The 18237-nt window shown below is 70.5% G+C and carries 14 protein-coding genes, 1 tRNA gene and 1 pseudogene; all 16 read right to left on the bottom strand.

The genetic code is table 11. The features are described 5' to 3' along the window. Nucleotides 1-20: 20 nt before the first annotated feature. Nucleotides 21-93, bottom strand: a tRNA-Leu gene (locus AC4D16_RS10630). Nucleotides 94-190: 97 nt separating this feature from the next. Then, nucleotides 191-1630, bottom strand: coding sequence for an NAD(P)/FAD-dependent oxidoreductase (locus AC4D16_RS10625; RefSeq protein ID WP_490954968.1), 1440 nt, complete (start codon nt 1628-1630; stop codon nt 191-193). A gap of 66 nt (nt 1631-1696) precedes the next feature. Continuing rightward, nucleotides 1697-3169 carry a S8 family serine peptidase gene (locus AC4D16_RS10620; RefSeq protein ID WP_490954967.1) on the bottom strand — a complete coding sequence of 491 codons (1473 nt, stop codon included), beginning with the start codon at nt 3167-3169 and terminating at the stop codon, nt 1697-1699. 16 nt (nt 3170-3185) lie between these two features. After that, entirely contained in the window at nt 3186-4133 is a 948-nt protein-coding gene (locus AC4D16_RS10615) for a Ppx/GppA phosphatase family protein (RefSeq protein WP_490955187.1), read from the bottom strand. 324 nt (nt 4134-4457) lie between these two features. Next, a pseudogene (locus tag AC4D16_RS10610) lies at nt 4458-5078 on the bottom strand (DUF501 domain-containing protein); the annotation flags it as partial. Next, nucleotides 5038-6000, bottom strand: coding sequence for an FtsB family cell division protein (locus AC4D16_RS10605; RefSeq protein ID WP_490954966.1), 963 nt, complete (start codon nt 5998-6000; stop codon nt 5038-5040). The pseudogene AC4D16_RS10610 and the gene AC4D16_RS10605, both read right to left, overlap by 41 nt. Nucleotides 6001-6121: 121 nt before the next feature. Then, nucleotides 6122-7402 (bottom strand): phosphopyruvate hydratase, encoded by a 1281-nt coding sequence (gene eno / locus AC4D16_RS10600; RefSeq protein ID WP_490954965.1) that lies wholly within the window; start codon nt 7400-7402, stop codon nt 6122-6124. 205 nt (nt 7403-7607) lie between these two features. Next, complete coding sequence (locus tag AC4D16_RS10595; RefSeq protein ID WP_490954964.1) at nt 7608-8414, bottom strand: MazG nucleotide pyrophosphohydrolase domain-containing protein; 807 nt, start codon at nt 8412-8414, stop codon at nt 7608-7610. A 17-nt stretch (nt 8415-8431) separates the two neighbouring features. Further along, a complete protein-coding gene (locus tag AC4D16_RS10590; protein WP_490950269.1) occupies nt 8432-9577 on the bottom strand; it encodes an adenosine deaminase in 1146 nt (381 codons plus the stop codon). A gap of 38 nt (nt 9578-9615) precedes the next feature. Continuing rightward, entirely contained in the window at nt 9616-10365 is a 750-nt protein-coding gene (locus AC4D16_RS10585) for a DedA family protein (protein WP_490954963.1), read from the bottom strand. Nucleotides 10366-10679: 314 nt separating this feature from the next. Then, nucleotides 10680-11966, bottom strand: coding sequence for a thymidine phosphorylase (locus AC4D16_RS10580; protein WP_490954962.1), 1287 nt, complete (start codon nt 11964-11966; stop codon nt 10680-10682). A gap of 97 nt (nt 11967-12063) precedes the next feature. After that, nucleotides 12064-12459 (bottom strand): cytidine deaminase, encoded by a 396-nt coding sequence (locus tag AC4D16_RS10575; RefSeq protein ID WP_490950272.1) that lies wholly within the window; start codon nt 12457-12459, stop codon nt 12064-12066. Between the two features lie 9 nt (nt 12460-12468). Continuing rightward, on the bottom strand, nt 12469-13770 hold the full coding sequence (locus AC4D16_RS10570; RefSeq protein ID WP_490950273.1) for an ABC transporter permease: 1302 nt from the start codon (nt 13768-13770) through the stop codon (nt 12469-12471). Further along, nucleotides 13767-15170 carry an ABC transporter permease gene (locus AC4D16_RS10565; protein ID WP_490950274.1) on the bottom strand — a complete coding sequence of 468 codons (1404 nt, stop codon included), beginning with the start codon at nt 15168-15170 and terminating at the stop codon, nt 13767-13769. Before AC4D16_RS10565 ends, AC4D16_RS10570 begins: the two co-directional genes overlap by 4 nt. Continuing rightward, nucleotides 15167-16711: an ABC transporter ATP-binding protein gene (locus AC4D16_RS10560; protein ID WP_490954961.1), complete on the bottom strand. Its 1545-nt coding sequence runs from the start codon at nt 16709-16711 to the stop codon at nt 15167-15169. Before AC4D16_RS10560 ends, AC4D16_RS10565 begins: the two co-directional genes overlap by 4 nt. 172 nt (nt 16712-16883) lie before the next feature. Then, nucleotides 16884-17999 (bottom strand): BMP family lipoprotein, encoded by a 1116-nt coding sequence (locus tag AC4D16_RS10555; RefSeq protein ID WP_490950276.1) that lies wholly within the window; start codon nt 17997-17999, stop codon nt 16884-16886. Between the last annotated feature and the right edge of the window lie 238 nt (nt 18000-18237).

Here is an 18237-nt window from a genome sequence, read left to right as displayed (position 1 = left end):
GCGCCGCGAGAAAGTTCAGGTGCCCCAGCAGGGACTCGAACCCTGACTGAACAGATTTTAAGTCTGCTGCCTCTGCCATTGGGCTACTGGGGCCGCGAGCCGCCTCAGCCTATCGCGCTCGCAACGAGGAACGACGACGGACCGCAAGGGGCCGTCGTCGTTCCGGGGTTCGTTCCACCGACCGGTGGGGTCAGGCGGACGCCTTCGCGGCCGCAGCCTGGCCCGCGAGCGTGGGGGGCTGGCTCTGGAGAGCCGTGTCCTTCTTCGGCGGCGGGGTGGCCGCCTCGGTGAACTGGCGGCGGGGTTCCTGCAGGTCGGGCAGCGGCGCGAGGTCACGCCCGAACAGGAAGCTCATGCTCCAGTTGGTGATGACACGGGCCTTGCGCTCGTACATCGGCATCGCGAAGCCGTGGTAGAAACGGTGCGCGAGCCACGCGGGCAGGCCCTTCATGCCGAAGCCCATGATGTTCGCGACGCCCTTGAACTGGCCGAAGCCGGCAACGGCTCCGAGGTTCGTGTGGCGGTACTCCTTGACCTCACCCAGCCCGTAGTTCGCGGCGAGGACGTTGGCTGCGAGGAGCTTGGCCTGGCGCACGGCGTGCTGGGCGTTGGGGACGCAGAACCCGCCCACGCCGCCTCCCGTGAGGTCGGGAACGGCCGCGACGTCACCGGCGGTCCACGCGTGGTCGATCGGGCCGTCGTCGCCCGTGATCCGCAGGTCGGGGGTCGCGCGGATGCGTCCGCGCTCGTCCACCGGGAAGTCGGTGGAGCGGGCCACGGGGTTGGCCTGGACGCCGGCGGTCCAGATCAGGGTGTCCGTCCCGAACTCGTCCGCCGGCGTCTTGTCCGGCATGTTGATGAGCTTGAGGTGGCCTCCCACCGCACTGGAGAGCGAGGTGTTGAGGAGCACCTCGATCTGGCGCGAGCGGAGGTGCCCCACGACCCACTCGGCCTGCTCGGCGGTGACCTCGGGCATGATGCGCCCCATGGCCTCGACGAGGACGAAGCGGAGATCGGAGCGGTCCAGGCGGGCGTTGGCCTTCACGGCGTCGCGCGCGGCGTCCTCCATCTCGGTGATGGTCTCGATACCGGCGAACCCGCCGCCCACCACCACGAAGGTGAGGGCGCGGTCTCGCTCGGGCCCCTCGGGGAGCACGGACGCCGTCTCGATGCGCTCGAACATGCGGTCGCGGAGCGCGACAGCCTCCTCGATGGTCTTGAGACCGATGCCCTCGTCCTTGAGGCCGTCGATCGGGAACGTGCGCGTGATCGAACCGGCCGAGACGACGACGTCGGTGTAGCCGAGCTCGAAGGAGTCCCCGCCGCCGGTGGGCGTGATCGTGGCCGTACGGGCCGCGTGGTCGATCGAGGTGACCTTGCCCGTGATCAGCTCGGTCTTCTTCAGGTGCTTGCGGTGGGAGACGACGGCGTGCCGCGGCTCGATGCTCCCGGCAGCGACCTCGGGGAGGAACGGCTGGTAGGTCATGTAGGGCAGCGGATCCACCAGCGTGACGATCCCGCCGTGGTCCCTGACCTTCTTCTGCAGCCTGTGAGCGACGTACAGGCCGACGTATCCGCCGCCGACGACGAGGATGCGCGGGCGGTCGGAGAAATGAGTCTTGGTTGCCATGGGCTCGATGCTACCGGAGTTTGTGAAAACGTTCACTAGCAGGCGGGCCGTCCGGGAACGCCGCCGTCACTCCGGTCGTTGAGGGCCCGCCGGGACCCGTTCGATCAAGCCCGTGTCGTCCTCCGAGGCCGGTGCCGGGCGCCGTCGGACCCGCGCCACGTGCAGCGCTCCGCCGACCAGCATCGCGAGCATCAGCCCTCCGAACCCGAGCACGACGACGGCGGGAAGCGGATCCTCCGCGGCTCCCGGATCGACGGCCACGGGAGCCGGCTTCGCCGGCACCACCTGCGCCGGGGCCACGCTGGTCGGTGCGGGCGTCGGCGCCACCGGACCGTCCCCACTGCGGCGGTAGAGCCCGATCCACTCCGCCATGCTCCCCAGCCGGTTGTCCTCGGGCACCGGGACATCCGCTCCGACGGCGGCTGCGACGTCGAGGATGCCGTAGCCGTACAGGGTGTCGAAACCCGGCGCTCCGGCGTCGCGCGCGGTTCCCACGATCCTGTTGACCACCTGTGCCGCGGTCAGCTCGGGATACTTCGATCGGATCAGGGCGGCGACTCCCGCGACGAGCGGGGCCGCGCCCGAGGTCCCGGACCACTCCGCGTACTGGCCACCGGGCAGCCCTCCGACGAGGCCCTCCGAAGGTGCCGCCACTGCGATGCTGATGCCCTCCGAGGAGGCCTCCGCGCTCGCGACGCCCGACTTGTCGAGGCCCGCGACGGCGAGGACACCGGGAATGGTGGCGGGTGCGCCCACCTGGGTGAGCCCGCCCGCGCGGTTGCCCGCCGCGGCGACCACGACGACGTCGTTCTGCTCCGCGTAGAGGAATGCCTCGTCCCAGCTCTCCGGCCAGGCCGTGCTCGTGCTGCCGAGCGACATGTTGATCACGTCGGCACCGTTGTCCACGGCCCAGCGCACGGCGACGGGGATCTGCTCGTCGACGGTCACCCCCGCCGGATTGGGTCCGCTGGTCTGCCCGTCGATCCAGACCGAGACGGCCAGGAGGTCCGCCTCGGGAGCGACACCCACCACCCCGTCCGGACCCGCGCCGTAGCGCTCGAGCGGAGGGACGGTCGGCGCAGGACTCGGCGGCGGCGTCTCCTTCTCGCCCGCTTCCGCGCCCGGCGTCGCCGTCGCGCTGGGCCCCGAGGTCGACGACGGTGCGGGTTGCGCCCCGTGTCCCCGTCCGGCCAGGAGCGTGGCCACGAGCGTGCCGTGGCCCGGGACCTCACCGATGCCGCGCTGGCCCGCCGGATCGCCGGCGCCGGAGGCATCCGTGCCCCCGACCACCGCGCCCACGAGATCGGGGTGGGTCGGATCGACGCCGCTGTCGATGACCGCCACCGTGACGCCCTCGCCGAGCGTGGTCTTCCACGCCTCGGCGATGCCGTACTCCTCGAGCCAGTACTCGCGGCTCCTCACCTCGTCAGCCGCCGCGGGGCCTGCGGGCAGCACTGTGGCGGGCACGACGACCAGCCCCGCGATCAGGACGGCTGCGAACGCGGGGAGAGTCGGGCGTATACCGACCCGTGTCCGCATCCGTGTACGTGGGTGGTCAGGCATGGCGCTCGGCCACGCTGAGCGCGATGCCATCCAGGATGTCGTGCTCGCTGGTGACCACCGTGGACACGCGCCCCCCGGTGACGTCCGCGATGCGGCGGACGACGCAGGCCCAGATCAGCGCACCGGCGCCGATGACGTCGACCCGGCCCGGGTGCATGAACGGCAGCGCGGCGCGCTGCTCGCGGGTCATGTGCAGCAGATCCGACGCCGCGGAGACGACCGCGTCGACGGGCAGCTCGGCGCCGTGGATGCTCTCCGGCTCGTAGGCCGGGAGCCCGAGGGCGTGGGCGGTCACCGTGGTGACGCTGCCGGCCACTCCAATGATCCGGGTGACATCCGCGAGGGGCACCTCCGCTGCCGCCTGGTCGATGAGCGCGGCCACCTCCGCCTCCATCCGGGCGACCTCATCCGCGGTGGGCGGGTCGTCCTGCAGGAAGCGCTCGGTGAAGCGCACGCACCCCATGTCGGTACTCCGGGCGGCCAGCAAGCCGGCGGACGTCCCCGCCACGAACTCGGTGCTGCCCCCGCCGAGGTCCACCACCAGCACCGTCTCGTCCGTCGCGGTCCCGAGGACACTGACCGCACCGGCGAAGGACAACCGCGCCTCCTCGTCGCCCGTGATGACCTCGGGCTCCACCCCCAGCCGTGCGCGGATGCCGTCCACGAACACCTGGCGGTTCTCGGCGTCCCGTGAGGCGGAGGTGGCCACGAAGCGGACCTCGGGGCTGCCGTGCCGGCGGATCAGCGCTGCATACTCCTCTGCGGCGGCGAACGTCCGCTCGAGCGCGGCGTCGGACAGCCGACCCGTCGCATCGACGCCCTCACCGAGCCGCACCACCCGCATGAGCCTCTCGACGTCCGTGAGTGAACCGTCCGGGCCGACGTCGGCGATGAGGAGGCGGATGGAGTTGGTCCCGCAGTCGATGGCTGCCGTACGCATGTGGGCTCCTCGGGAAGTGGTGGGTGAAACCTGGGAAGCGGCGGAGATCGGGGCGGTGACGTCGCGGGGCGCTGGATCGGCGCTTGAGCGGGATCCGGAGCCGGCTCCCGATCCGCCGCCGGGAATCGCAGCCGAGCCGTGATCAACACCGGACCCGGCGCGACGCGCGGCGCGTTTCGCCTCGAGCTCGGCCGCACCGAGTCCCTGCGTCCGTGTGTGGCGGCTGAGGTCGGCGTCCGGGGCCTCTCCGCGCGTGTCCCAGGCGCCCTCGCACGAGCAGCGGTCGCGCGACCACCACGGGCTGATCCGTTCGATGGCCTCGTCGCCCAGCACATTGACGCCGGGACCGGCCGCCAGTGCGTGACCGACGAGCACGTGCAGGCACTTCACGCGGGTGGGCATGCCTCCCGCGGAGACGCCGTCGATCTCGGGGACCTCCCCGGTGCCGGCCCGCTGTCCGACGTCGTGCCGTGCGTCGAGGTAAGCGGTGTGGGCCTCGGCGTGCCGCGCCGCGAGCACAGGGTCCTCGACGAGCCGCACCGTCATCTCGGCCATGACGCCCTCGGCCTCCAGCCGGGACACCGCGGCGGTCACGACGGGGTGGGAGAGGTAGAAGGTGGTGGGGAACGGTATGCCGTTGGACAGCCTCGGGGCCGTGACCGCGACCAGCGGGTTACCGCACACGCAGCGCGCGCCGATCTCCACCACGTCCCGGACCGGACGTCCGAGCTGTCGGCTGAGAACCTCGAGATCCCGTGCGCTCGGGGTCCTCGGGTCCTGGCGGTCCTGCTGCGTCACGCTGTTCCTTCCGAGGTGGCGATCGGGTGTTCCCCGTGCCGCCCGTTCCGATCCCGCGGTCGTGTGATCCGCGGGGTGAATGGTACCCGCGTGTGGGCCGCCCACCTCAATCGGTGGCTGCACGCTCCACGGACTGCCACAGGGCATCGGCCCACGGAAGATCCTCGGGTTGCGTGGCCGAGCCCTCGCCCGTGCCCTCCTCGAGGCCGCTGCCACCCTTGACGAGATAGCGCGTCTCCCCCGGCATCACCAGGAAGATCCGCTCACGGGCCTGCTGGCGCACGAAGGCCGGATCATCCCAGCGGGCGAGCTCCGCGCGGTAGTCCTCCTGCACCTGCTGCTGATAGGCGATGTCGGCCCGGAGGGCGTCCAGCTCCGCCTGCTGCTGGATGTAGCGGCTCACCGACGGCGCCAGCAGGACGATCACGACCACCAGGACGACGGCGAGCGCGAGGAGCCTGCCGGAGAACGACTTCGCGGGGATCGGCGTCGCCTCCTCGGCGGGCTGGATCGGCGATTCCGCCCGCCGCGAGCCGAGCCGCCCACGACGGATGTTCGCGGCCAGCTGGGATCGCTCGGCAGCACGCGCCTGCGACGGTGAGGCCGGTGCCGACGTCGTGCGCGAGGCCTTCACGGAAGACGTCGGTGCTTTCTCCGTGCCGGAGGCCTTCGCCGACGACATGGGGGCCTGTGAGGCGGGCGGTCGGACCGAGGCGGTCGACCCGGCGGCGGACGGCTTCGTCGTGGAGCGCTTCGACGCCGTGGTCGCCGGTGTCGTCGCCGCGATGGCCGCTCGCCCAGCCGCCGAGCGGGGCGACGGACCCGCGCCTGTGTCTGCGGAGCGCGGATCCTTCGTGGCCGACGGGCCGACCCCGCGGGGTACGGCCGGCTTGCGCCGGCCCGCCGCGGAAGGAGCCGGCGTCGAGCCCGTCGAGGGCGCGCTCTTCGAGGCGGTGATCCGCGGTGCGTGCGCGCCGTCGGCGCCCGCCCGGGCGCCGACGGCCGGCCTGTCCTCCGCGGGAGGCGCAGGACGGCCGGCTCGCGGCACATTCGGGCGGCGGGCAGTCATGGAGCTCCTCGTCAGTACTGTCGCGCACCCCCGGTGGAGGGGGAATGCGCTGGTCCGCGGTCGAACGGTCGCGGACCCGTCCTATCGAGGGTAGCCGCCCACCCGATCCCCCGCCGGTGAACTAGGCCGTGAAACGCGGGAACGCGCTCCTACCGGCGTACCGGGCGGCGTCGTCGAGCTCCTCCTCGATGCGCAGCAGCTGGTTGTACTTCGCCACGCGCTCGCTGCGCGCGGGCGCTCCGGTCTTGATCTGACCGGCGTTGGTGGCCACGCAGATGTCCGCGATGGTGGTGTCCTCGGTCTCGCCGGAGCGGTGCGAGGTGATCGTCGTGTAGCCGGCCCGCTGAGCCATCGAGATGGCGTCGAGCGTCTCCGTCAGCGTGCCGATCTGGTTGACCTTCACGAGCAGGGAGTTGGCGGTGCTGCTCTCGATGCCGCGGGACAGGCGCGTGGGGTTGGTGACGAAGAGGTCGTCACCGACGATCTGCACCTTGTCGCCGATCGCCGCGGTGAGCTGCTTCCACCCGTCCCAGTCCTCCTCGTCGAGGGGATCCTCGATCGAGACGAGAGGGTAGTCCCGGACGAGCTCCACGTAGTAGGCACTCATCTCCTCGGTGCTGAGGGACTTGCCCTCGAACTGGTAGGTGCCGTTCTCGAAGAACTCGGAGGCGGCGACGTCGAGCGCCAGCGCGATGTCCTGGCCCGCCGTGTAACCGGCGCGCTCGATGGCGACGAGGATGAGGTCGAGTGCGTCGCGGTTGGACGGCAGGTTCGGGGCGAAGCCGCCCTCGTCGCCGAGGCCCGTCGCGAGGCCCTTCTCCTTCAGCACGGACTTGAGCTCGTGGTACACCTCGACGCCCCAGCGGAGGCCCTCGGAGTAGGTCTGCGCGCCGAGCGGCACGATCATGAACTCCTGGATGTCGACGTCGGAGTCGGCGTGGGAGCCACCGTTGAGGATGTTCATCAGCGGGACGGGGAGCACGTGCGCGTTCGGTCCGCCGAGGTAGCGGTAGAGCGGCAGCGCCGAGGACTCGGCGGCGGCGCGGGCTATGGCCAGGGAGACGCCGAGCATGGCGTTCGCACCGAGGTTCGACTTGTTCTCGGATCCGTCGAGGTCGAGCATCGCCTGGTCGATGGCGCGCTGGTCGGCGGCGTCGAAGCCGAGGAGCGCGGGCTGGATCTGCTCGATGACGGCTTCGACGGCCTGCAGCACGCCCTTGCCGAGGTAGCGTCCCTTCTCGCCGTCCCGCCGCTCGTTCGCCTCGAACGCGCCAGTGGACGCGCCGGAGGGAACGGCCGCCCGGCCGAAGGTGTCGTCGTCGAGCAGGACCTCGACCTCGACGGTGGGGTTGCCGCGGGAATCGAGGATTTCCCTCGCGTGGATGGCATCGATGATGGCCATGGATTTGCTCCTCTTCGTTGGAGTGCGGGTGTTCACATCGTGTTGGGACGTCTTTGTCGAGAGCAACGGAGGTGGTGGTTCCAGCCTAGTTCACGGGGCGGGCGAGCGTCCGGTGGATCGAGACGCCGGAGCGCTTCCACCACTCTTCCGCCACGCTTCCGACCACTGTTCCAACCACTCTTCCGACGCCGTCATTGGGCTGGCGCTACCCGCCTGCGGAGACGCGTCTCTGCAGGTCGAGAACGGCCCTGCGCAGCGCGCGCTCCGGATCGATTCCCGCTGAGACGGCCCTCCGGGTCAGCGAGAGCAGCTCCGCGCCGACCTGCGCCTCCTCGTCGACCGGCTCGGGGACGGGCTCGCCGGCAGGCCGGGCCGACGTCTCGTCGAGGGGCTCGCCGGCCGCCACACCGGCGGCTCCGTGCGTCGAGCCGTCGGCGGGGCTACCGCCCGGAGAGGTACCGCGCGGCAGCTCGGCTACACGGTCCAGGGTCTTGGCGGCGAAGGCCAGCGCGGGCAGGTGCGGCGGTATGCCGTCGAAGGGGGACGTCCGCGAGGGCTTCTCCCGCTGCTTGACGGCGCGCCACGCGGCGACGATCTCCTCGGTGGTCGACGACGACCCTCCTGCCGCGAGGTCCTGCCGCAGTGCGCCGTCCGATGAGAAGACGTGCGGGTTGCGCCGCACGAGCTTCGCCGTGAGGGCCTCGGCGACATCGGCGAGCGCGAAGGTGCCCTGCTCGGACTGCAGCTGCGCATGGAGCACCACCTGGAACAGGAGGTCGCCGAGCTCGTCCCGCAGGTCACCGAGCAGTGCCGCATCCGGTGCCGCGGACCGCGAGACGTCGTCCACGGCCTCGTACAGCTCGTACGTCTCCTCGACGAGATAGTGGAGCAGGGAGGCGTGGTCCAGTGCCGCGGTCCAGGGGCAATGGCGCCTCAGGAGGTCGACCACCTCGACGAGGCGGTCCACCGGTGGTCCGGCGGGGACGCCGACGGGACCACCGGTGGTCCTCACGGGATCCACCGGGTCGGTCAGGCCGAGGCGTGCGCGGCTGCGGCGTCGAAGCTCTGCGCGATGTGCTCCGCGAGCGCCTCGCGATCCTCGAGGGGCAGGAACGAGGCGTCCACCGCGTTGAGCGTCAGCTCCAGCAGGTCGCCGAGATCGTACCCGAACGTCTCGACGAGCAGCTCGAACTCACCCGTGAGGGTCACGCCGCTCATCAATCGGTTGTCGGTGTTGACCGTGACCTTGAACCCCAGCTGGTACAGCAGGTCGAAGGGGTGCGCGTCGATCGTGGTGCCGAAGGCCGCGATGGCACCGGTCTGCAGGTTCGACGACGGGCACAGCTCCAGCGGGATCCCGCGGTCGCGCACCCACGAGGCGATGCGGCCCAGGTTCGCGATCCCGACCTCCTGTCCGTCCGCCGGCTCCTCGTCGGAGGACTCCTCGATCTCGATGTCCTCGGCGATCCTGACGCCGTGACCGAGGCGCAGTGCGCGTCCGGCGACGAGCGCGTCCGCGATGCTGTCGAGGCCCGCGGCCTCACCCGCGTGGATCGTGACCGGGAACTGCTCGGAGGCGAGGTAGGTGAACGCATCCGCGAAGCGGGAGGGCAGGAAGCCGTTCTCCGCACCGGCGATGTCGAAGCCCACGGCGCCGCGCTCGCGATGCCGCACGGCGAGCTCCGCGATCTCCTGGCCACGGTCCGCGTGGCGCATCGCGGTGATCAGCTGACCCACCTGGATGACGGACCCGGCCGCGATCGCCGCCGCCGCGCCCGCCTCGAGCCCCTCCTGCACGGCCTCGACGGCCTCGTCGAGTGTCAGGCCGTTCTGGAGATGCTGTTCCGGCGCCCACCGCACCTCGGCGTAGATGACGCCGTCGGCCGCGAGGTCCTCGACGAACTCGCGGGCCACCCTGATGAGGCCCTCGCGCGTCTGCATGACAGCGATCGTCTGGTCGAAGGTCTGAAGGTACCGCTCGAGCGATCCCGAGTCGGCGGACTCCCGGAACCAGGCACCGAGGGACTCGGCGTCCGTGGCGGGCAGGGAGTGGCCGATCTCCGCCGCCAGCTCGAGGATCGTGGCCGGCCGCAGCCCGCCGTCCAGGTGGTCGTGGAGGGAGATCTTCGGCAGGGTCCGGATGTCGATCGCTGAGTCTGAGGGTGTCTGGTTCACGCAGGAAAGACTACGCGATGCCTGTGGGGCCGGGCCGGTCATGCACCGTCGGCAGGGGCGACTTGCGGAGCGCCGAGCCGGGTCGCTGCCGACTGCGAGGAGCCGGGAACGAGGACCGGCTCAGTGGCTGGGTCATCCTTTGCGACGTCGCGGTGATCCGCCCCCGGCGTCGGCGTGGGCCCCCGGAGCCACGCGATCACGCGGTCCACCACGACCCCGAGGGAGACGGCGATGACGACGGCCACAACGACCCCGAGGAGGTGGTTGTTCTCGAACCAGGTACCCGCGAGGGCTCCGATCCCCACCGAGTAGGCCGCCCACACGACTCCGGAGAGCGCCGTCAGGGCCACGAACCGACGCTGTGAGTAGCCGGTGGCCCCCGCGGTCAGATTGACGGCCACGCGCCCGATCGGGACGAACCGGGCCACGAGGATCAGCGAGGCGGCGCGCTTCGAGAGCTCCTGGCCCGCCCAGCGGACCGACCGCTGCATGCGTGGCCGCCGCATCCACCGGAAGCGCGTGGTCCCGATGCTCCGGCCGATCACGTAGGCGATGTTGTCGCCGAGGAAGGCACCGAGGGCGGCGACGACGATCAGCAACCAGGGGTTGGGTACGCCCTGCGTGATGATCAGGGACGCGAGGCCGACGACGACCGACTCGCTGGGGAAGGGCGGGAAGAATCCGTCCACCACGCAGCAGATGAGGACCAGCAGGTACACCCAGGGCTGTTCGGCCGCCGCGAGGACGAAGGCGCTGATGCCGTCGAGTGCACTGGTGATGGTGTCCATCGGGGGCTCCTGCCGCTCGTCCGCCCCGCCGACCGCTCTCCGGCTGCTGGAGCCGCAGGAGCTTGGGGACGGGAACCGGCGCCGGGCGGCGCCACTCGGGTCGAGCCGCGCCGCGCTGCCGTGCGCCTGCCTTCGACGCTACCGGCGGGCCCCCGGCCACGTCGTCGCCCTTCCGGCCGACATCCGAGGCGGCCGGTGTCACCCCTGGGAATGAGACGGGCCGCCCCAACCCCTAGGGGGATCCCCCATGGTCGGAGCCTTCAGTGGCGGTGACCGCGGGGTCGCGCCGTGGGACCAGGACCGCCCCCGCGGTGTCAGGCGATGCGGTCGATGATGAGCTGCCGGGCAGGCCGTGAACCCTCCGGGGCGATCACGACGGCGTCGGCGAGAGCCGCCCGGGCGCGGTTGAACCTGTCCGGGGTGTCGGTGAGCAGCGTCATCAGCGGCTCCCCGGCCCGCACGTACGCTCCGGGCTTGGCGTGCAGGCGGACGCCGGCGCCCGCCTGCACCTGGTCCTCCTTGCGCGCACGGCCCGCACCGAGCCGCCACGCGGCAACGCCGACGGCGAGCGCGTCGAGGCCCACGAGCACGCCGTCGGCCGGGGCGAGAATCACCTCGGACTCCTTCGCGACGGGGAGGGTGGCCCGCGGGTCGCCACCCTGGGCCTCGATCATCCGGTTCCAGACGTCCATGGCCCGGCCGTCCCTCAGCGCGGCCGCGGGGTCGGCGTCGTGCACGCCCGCACAGGCGAGCATCTCCTCCGCGAGGCGGACGGTGAGCTCGACGACGTCGGACGGCCCTCCGCCGGCGAGGACCTCGACCGACTCCTCGACCTCGATGGCGTTGCCGGCCGTCAGGCCGAGCGGGGTACCCATGTCGGTGAGGAGCGCGACGGTGGTGACGCCGGCGTCCTTCCCCAGGGCCACCATGGTCTCGGCGAGCTCACGGGCCTGGTCGACGTCCTTCATGAACGCGCCGCTGCCCACCTTCACGTCGAGCACCAGCGAGCCGGTACCCTCGGCGATCTTCTTGCTCATGATCGAGGACGCGATGAGCGGGATGGCCTCGACGGTCCCGGTGACGTCACGCAGGGCGTAGAGCTTCTTGTCGGCGGGCGCGAGGCCGGTGCCGGCCGCACAGATGACGGCGCCCACCTCGGCGAGCTGCCGCAGCATGTCCTCGTTGCTGAGGTGCGCCCGCCAACCGGGGATGGACTCGAGCTTGTCCAGCGTGCCACCGGTGTGGCCGAGGCCGCGGCCGGAGAGCTGGGGCACGGCGACGCCGAACACGGCGACGAGCGGGGCCAGGGGCAGGGTGATTTTGTCACCCACGCCGCCCGTGGAGTGCTTGTCGCTGGTGGGGCGGCCGAGCGAGGAGAAGTCCATGCGCTCGCCCGAGGCGATCATGGCGGCCGTCCACCGGGAGATCTCGGCGCGGTCCATGCCGTTGAGCAGGATCGCCATGTTGAGGGCGGCCATCTGCTCGTCCGCGATGGCCCCGCGCGTGTAGGCGTCGATCGTCCAGTCGATCTGCTCGGGCGTGAGGGTGCCGCGGTCGCGCTTGATGCGGATGATGTCGACGGCGTCGAAGGCTTCGGTCATTGTGTGTCCTCGGGAAGTGGTGTGGAGGGCGGCTCGGCGGAGACGCTCAGGGGCACGGCGCGTCCTGCGGACGGACGCGCGGGCGATGCAGGGCGCTTCAGGCGAGGTGCTGGGGCCCGAAGGCGTCCGGCAGGACCTCGTCCATGGTGCGGATGCCGCTGACGGTCATGAGCACCATGTCGGGCGCCCGGAACTCGTACAGGAGCTGGCGGCAGCGGCCGCAGGGCATCAGTGTGTTGCCCTCGCCGTCCACACAGCTGAAAGCGCGGATGCGTCCGCCCCCGCTCATCGCGAGGGCGCTGACCAGGGCGCACTCGGCGCACAGCGTCAGCCCGTAGGAGGCGTTCTCGACGTTGCAGCCCGAGATGATGCGGCCGTCGTCGAGCAGTGCCGCGGCCCCGACCGGGTACTTCGAATAGGGAACGTACGCCCTGGTCATGGCCTCGCGCGCGGTGGCGGCGAGCTCGTCCCAGGGCAGATCGGTCTCGGTCATGCGGGTCTCCTAGCCCTTGATGTACGGGATGCCGCTGGCTCCGGGCGCGCGCGAGCGGCCGACGAGGCCGGCGACGGCGAACACGGTGACCACGTAGGGGAGCATGCGCAGGAACTGGTCCGGCACCGCAGTACCGGCCACGCTCAGGACGTTGGACAGGTTCGTGGCGAAGCCGAACAGCAGGGCCGCGAAGAAGGCGCCGATGGGGTTCCAGCGACCGAAGATCAGGGCCGCCAACGCGATGTAGCCCTGACCGGCGGTCATGTCCCGGCCGAAACCGGAGACGGCCACGAGGGTGAAGAAGGAACCGCCGATGCCTGCGACCACTCCGGCGAGCAGGACGTTCGTGAAGCGCATCCGGTTGACGTTGACGCCGAGCGTGTCCGCTGCCTTCGGGTGCTCCCCCACGGCTCGCGTGCGCAGGCCCCACCGCGAGTGGTAGAGAGCCACGTAGATCACGGCGACGGCCACGTACATGAGGTAGCCGACGATGGTCTGCGCGAAGAGGATGGGCCCGATCACGGGGATGTCAGCGAGGAGCGGGATCTCGACCACGGGCAACCGCGGAGGGGTGTTCCAGCGCTCGGGATCGGCGGTGAGCACCGTCGAGAAGAGGAAACCGGTGAGGCCCGAGACGAGGACGTTGAGCACGACGCCGACGATCACCTGGTTGACGACGTAGCGGATGCTGAACACCGCGAGGACCAGGGAGACGAGGGTTCCGGCGAGGGCCGCCGCGAGGAGCCCGACGAACGCGCTGCCCGAGAGCGAGGCCGCGACGGCCGCCGCGAAGGCCCCGAAGAGCAGCTGCCCCTCGATCGCGATGTTGACGACACCGGACCGCTCACAGAGGACACCCGACAGTGACCCGAAGATCAGGGGGACGGCGAGGCTCACCGATCCGGCGAGCAACCCGTAGAGGGCGATGTTCGGCGTGCCCGCGCTCCCGACCACCCAGGTCAGGAAGGCCACGACGAACAGGAAGGCGAACACCGCCGGCACCCACACGGGCACCACCCGGGCCGCGCGGGTCCGAAGGACGGCGACGACGGCCAGCGCGACCATGGCGAGTGACATGACCCAGCCGATGATGGGCGCGGAGACGACGATCGACGGCAGGACGAAGCGGTCGGCTTCCTCCGACAACCGGAAGGTGACGTCGTTGTCCGGAGCCCCGAGGGCGAAGACCAGGAGCGAGACGAGGGCCACCACGGAGAGGATCACCGGGTTCTTCCAGTTCCGCACCGTCGCGGTCGCGGGCGTGGGCTCGGGTGCGTCCGTGGTCCGGGCGGTTGCTGTACTGGTGCTCATGCTGCTGCTCCGGTCGAGGCTGGCGTGCGTGCGGGGGTGCTGCCCTTGCCGGAGCTCAGCGCACCGGGCGTCGGCAGGCGGAACAGCGCGCGCACCAGCGGCGGTGCGGCGATGAAGAGGACGATCAGCGACTGCACCACGAGGACGATGTCGATGCTCGTCCCGGTCTGCGCCTGCATGGTCACGCCGCCGGCACGGAACGCCCCGAAGAGCACCCCCGCCGCGAACGTTCCCCAGGGCGACGAGCGCCCGAGCAGGGCGACGGTGATGGCATCGAATCCGAAGCTCGCCGCGACGCCGGAGGTCAGCACCTTCTCGGTGCCCGCGACCTGCGCCACTCCTGCGAGGCCCGCGAGGGCACCGGCGATGGACATCGCGAGGATGTAGCCCTTGCTGACGCTCACGCCCGCCGTGCGGGCCGCGCTGGCATTGGCGCCGACCGCGCGCAGTTCGAAGCCGACCGTCGAGCGGTTGAGGAGCCACCAGACGAAGACCGTCGCGAGCACGGCGACCACGAAGCCCCAGTGCAGGCGGAAGTCCGGACCGAGCAGCAGCGGGTAGACCGCGGACCCCTCGAGCTGGGGGCTGATGGGGTTGGTCGAACCGGGGCGCTGGAACGAGGGGGTGCTGAGGAAGTACAGCACCAGGTTCGTGGCGATGTAGTTGAACATGATCGTGAGGATGACCTCGTTGGCGCCGGTGCGTGCCTTGAGGAGACCCACGAGACCGGCCCAGACGGCTCCGCCCACCATGCCGGCGATGATCACGAGCAGGAGGTGGACGCCCACGGGGAGGTCCAGCGTGAAGCCGATCCAGCCGGCGAAGGTGGCACCGATGAGGATCTGACCCTGGGCGCCGATGTTGAAGAGGCCCGCCCGGAAGGCCAGAGCCACGCCGAGGCCCGCGCAGATGAGCGGGGTCGCCACGGTGAGGGTCTGCGTGAGCGGGTAGATCATGCGGCTGAACGTCTCGCCCTCGGCGTTGAACACCGATCCCTGGAACAGAGCGAGGTAGGCGCTCGACGCAGCGGTCCACGCCGCCAGGAGGGTGTCCTGGGGGCGGCTGAAGAAGTACGACGACGCCGCCGCCACGTTCTCGTCGGTCACCGCGATGAGCAGGCCGCCGAGGATCAGGGCGAGCACCACGGAGAGGAACGCGACGAGCGCGTTCCCCGTCATGATGCGCTGGAGGATCCCGGCGGCGCTCGGGGCGCCGGCTCCGAGAGCGGCCGACGTGGCCGGCACGGCGGGCGGGGGCACGTCTCCCCCGGCGGTCTCGACGGCGATGTCGAGGCGTACCTCGTCCTGCCGCGCGGCCTCCTTCGCCTCACGTCGCGTCAGCGACGCTCCGGCGTCGCCGTCCGACCCGGGAACGCCCGGCTTTCCGTCCTGCGCACTCACAGGTCTCCTCCTTGAACGTCGTGGGCCTGCGGCAACGCCTCGTCGGCGTGCATCCCGGCCATCATGAGGCCGAGCACATCGCGGGACACCGTCCCGGGCACGATGCCCATGAGGCGTCCGCGGTAGAGCACCGCGATTCGGTCGGCGAGTTCGAGCACCTCGTCGAGCTCGGTGGACACGATGATCACGGGCGTGCCGCCGTCGCGTTCGGCGACGATGCGGCGGTGCAGGAATTCGATGGATCCCACGTCCACGCCGCGGGTGGGCTGGGACGCGATGAACAGCTTGAGGGGCCGCGAGAACTCGCGGGCCATGACGACCTTCTGCTGGTTGCCGCCCGAGAGCGTACCCGCGGCAGCGGACGACGACTGCGTCCGTACGTCGTACTCCGCGATCTTCTCATCGGCGTTTTTCCCGATGGCCGACGGCGACATCGAGAGTCCGCGCGCGAAGGGCGCGGTGTCGTAGCGGTTGAGGATGAGGTTCTCGGCGACCGTGAACGTGCCCACGAGACCCTCCACGCTGCGGTCCTCGGGCACGAACCCGACGCCGGCATGGATGATGTCCTTCACCCGGCGCCCCACGAGCTCCTCGCCACCCAGGGTGATGGACCCTGTGACATGGTCCTGCAGCCCCATGATGGCTTCGGTGAGCTCGGTCTGGCCGTTGCCCTGGACACCGGCGATCGCGAGGATCTCGCCCTCGGCGACGTCGAAGCTCAGGCCGTCCACCACCCGCTGACCGTTCGGGGCCTGCACCGTGAGGTCGCGGACCCTGAACGTGGCCTCGCCGGGGGTCGCCGGCTTCTTGTCGAGCGTGAGGCTCACCGACCGGCCGACCATGAGGGAGGCGAGCTCCGTGGTCGACGCGCTCGGGTCCGCCGTGCCGACCACCTTCCCGCGACGGATCACGGTGATGACGTCCGAGACGGCCTTCACCTCGCGCAGCTTGTGCGAGATGAAGACGATCGAGGTGCCGTCGGCCTTCAGCTGCGCCATGATGCCGAGCAGCTCGTCGGTCTCCTTCGGCGTGAGCACGGCGGTCGGCTCGTCGAGGATCAGTACCTCGGCGTCGCGGACGAGTGCCTTGATGATCTCCACGCGCTGCTGCACGCCCACGGGGAGGTCCTCGACGACCGCGTCGGGGTCGACGTCGAACCCGTACTGGTCGGAGATCTGCCGGATGCGTGTGCGCGTCTCCTGGAGATTGAGCATTCCGCCGGCGGACGTGGCCTCGTTGCCGAGCGCCACGTTCTCGGCCACGGTGAAGACCGGGACGAGCATGAAGTGCTGGTGCACCATCCCGATGCCCGCGGCCATCGCGTCGCCGGGCCCCTTGAAGGTCACCGGCCGGTCGTTCACGCGGATCTCGCCCTCGGTGGGGTCGTACAACCCGTAGAGCACGTTCATCAGCGTGGACTTGCCGGCTCCGTTCTCGCCGAGCAGGCTGTGGACCTGACCGGGTTCGACCACGAGGTCGATGTGATCGTTGGCGACGAGCGAGCCGAAGCGCTTCGTGATGCCGACCAGTTCGAGTTTCACTCAACAGCCTGTTCTGTGTCGTTGACGTCCGCTGGGACGTCCGGTGGGAACCTGCGAGGAGGCCCCGTGAAGGATACCGGTTGCCGTGGCGATGCGCTCACCCGGTACAAACGCAAACCGCCCTCCCCCCGGCGTTGCTCCGCGGGAGGAGAGCGGCGTGCACTGCGTGGAACTACTGGGGGCTTGCCGCCGACTCGACGGTGATGTCGCCCGCGATGATCTGCTCCGTGAGTTCGTCGAGCGTGGTCTGCAGGTCCGCCGGTACGTTGGCCTCCTGGTCGTGGAACGGCGCGAGGGCCACCCCGCCGTTCTCCAGAGTGCCCACGTACGGGGTGTTGTCGAACTCACCCTCGACGTCCGTGGTAATGACGTCCTCGACGGCGTCGCCCATGAGCTTCATGACCGAGGTCAGGATGAACTCCTCGCCCTTCCCAGCCGTCTCGTAGCCGTCCGAGTCGACCCACACCGCCTTCGCGTTGGCGCCGGCACCGTTGGCCTCGATGATCGCATCGAGTGTGCCGAGTCCCACGGGTCCGGCGACCGGCATGATGATGTCGGCACCCTCATTGAGGAAGTTCTGCGTGTTGGTGGCTCCGGCCGCCTGGTCGTCGAAGTTACCGATGAACGTACCGTTCTGGCTCTCCTTGTCCCAGCCGAGCAGTTCGACGTTCTCGCCCGTCTCCTCGTTGTAGTACGCGACGCCGTCGGCGAAACCGTCCATGAAGATGGTGACCGTGGGGATGTTGATGCCGCCGTACGTGGCCACCTTGCCTGTCTCGGTCGTTGCCGCGGCGGCGTAGCCGGCGAGGAACGCTGCCTGCGCCGTGTCGTAGATGATCGGCTTGACGTTGGGCAGATCGATCGAGTTGTCGTCGACGATCGCGAAGTTCGTCTCGGCGTTCGCCTCCGCGGCCGCCTTCGTGGTGTCCGCGAGCAGGAAGCCCACGGTGACCACGAGGTTGCAGCCGCCCTGGACCATGCTGTCGACGTTCGGGCCGAAGTCGGTCTCGCTCTGGGACTCGGCCTGGTTGATCTCGATGCCGAGGTCGGTCTGCGCAGCTTGCAGGCCCTCGTAGCTCGACTGGTTGAACGAGCGGTCGTCGAAGCCTCCGGCGTCGGACACGATGCAGCCGAGGTAGTCGGTGGTTGCGGCGCCACTAGCGCCGTCGGCAGCCGGGGCGTCCGCAGGGGGCGGGGCGCCGCAGCCGGACAGCACGAGGGCGGAGACGCCGAGCACGGCGGCGGACAGGCCTGTGCCGCGCGTGATCTTGCGCAGTGAGTTCTTCAAAATGCCTCCAGGAGAAAGATGCGCCACGGGGACGACCACCCGTCGACCGAGAACAGGGACAGGGAAGCCGTGTTTTCGCTGAGTGACCGCGGCGCCGCCGCACCATCGGTGCAGCGCGTATGCGAACATCCTAAGGGCTCACGTGACGGACGACACTACGAGGTTCCGCAGGCCCGGGGGAATCGTTCAGGTTTCGTTATCCGGGCGTTCACGCCGCCCCGCCCAGCGGTGCCGCGAC

This window comes from Arthrobacter sp. TJ-236 (assembly GCF_058269235.1).
Note: the sequence above shows the minus strand (reverse complement) of the source record. Positions and strands in the feature narration are given on the sequence as shown.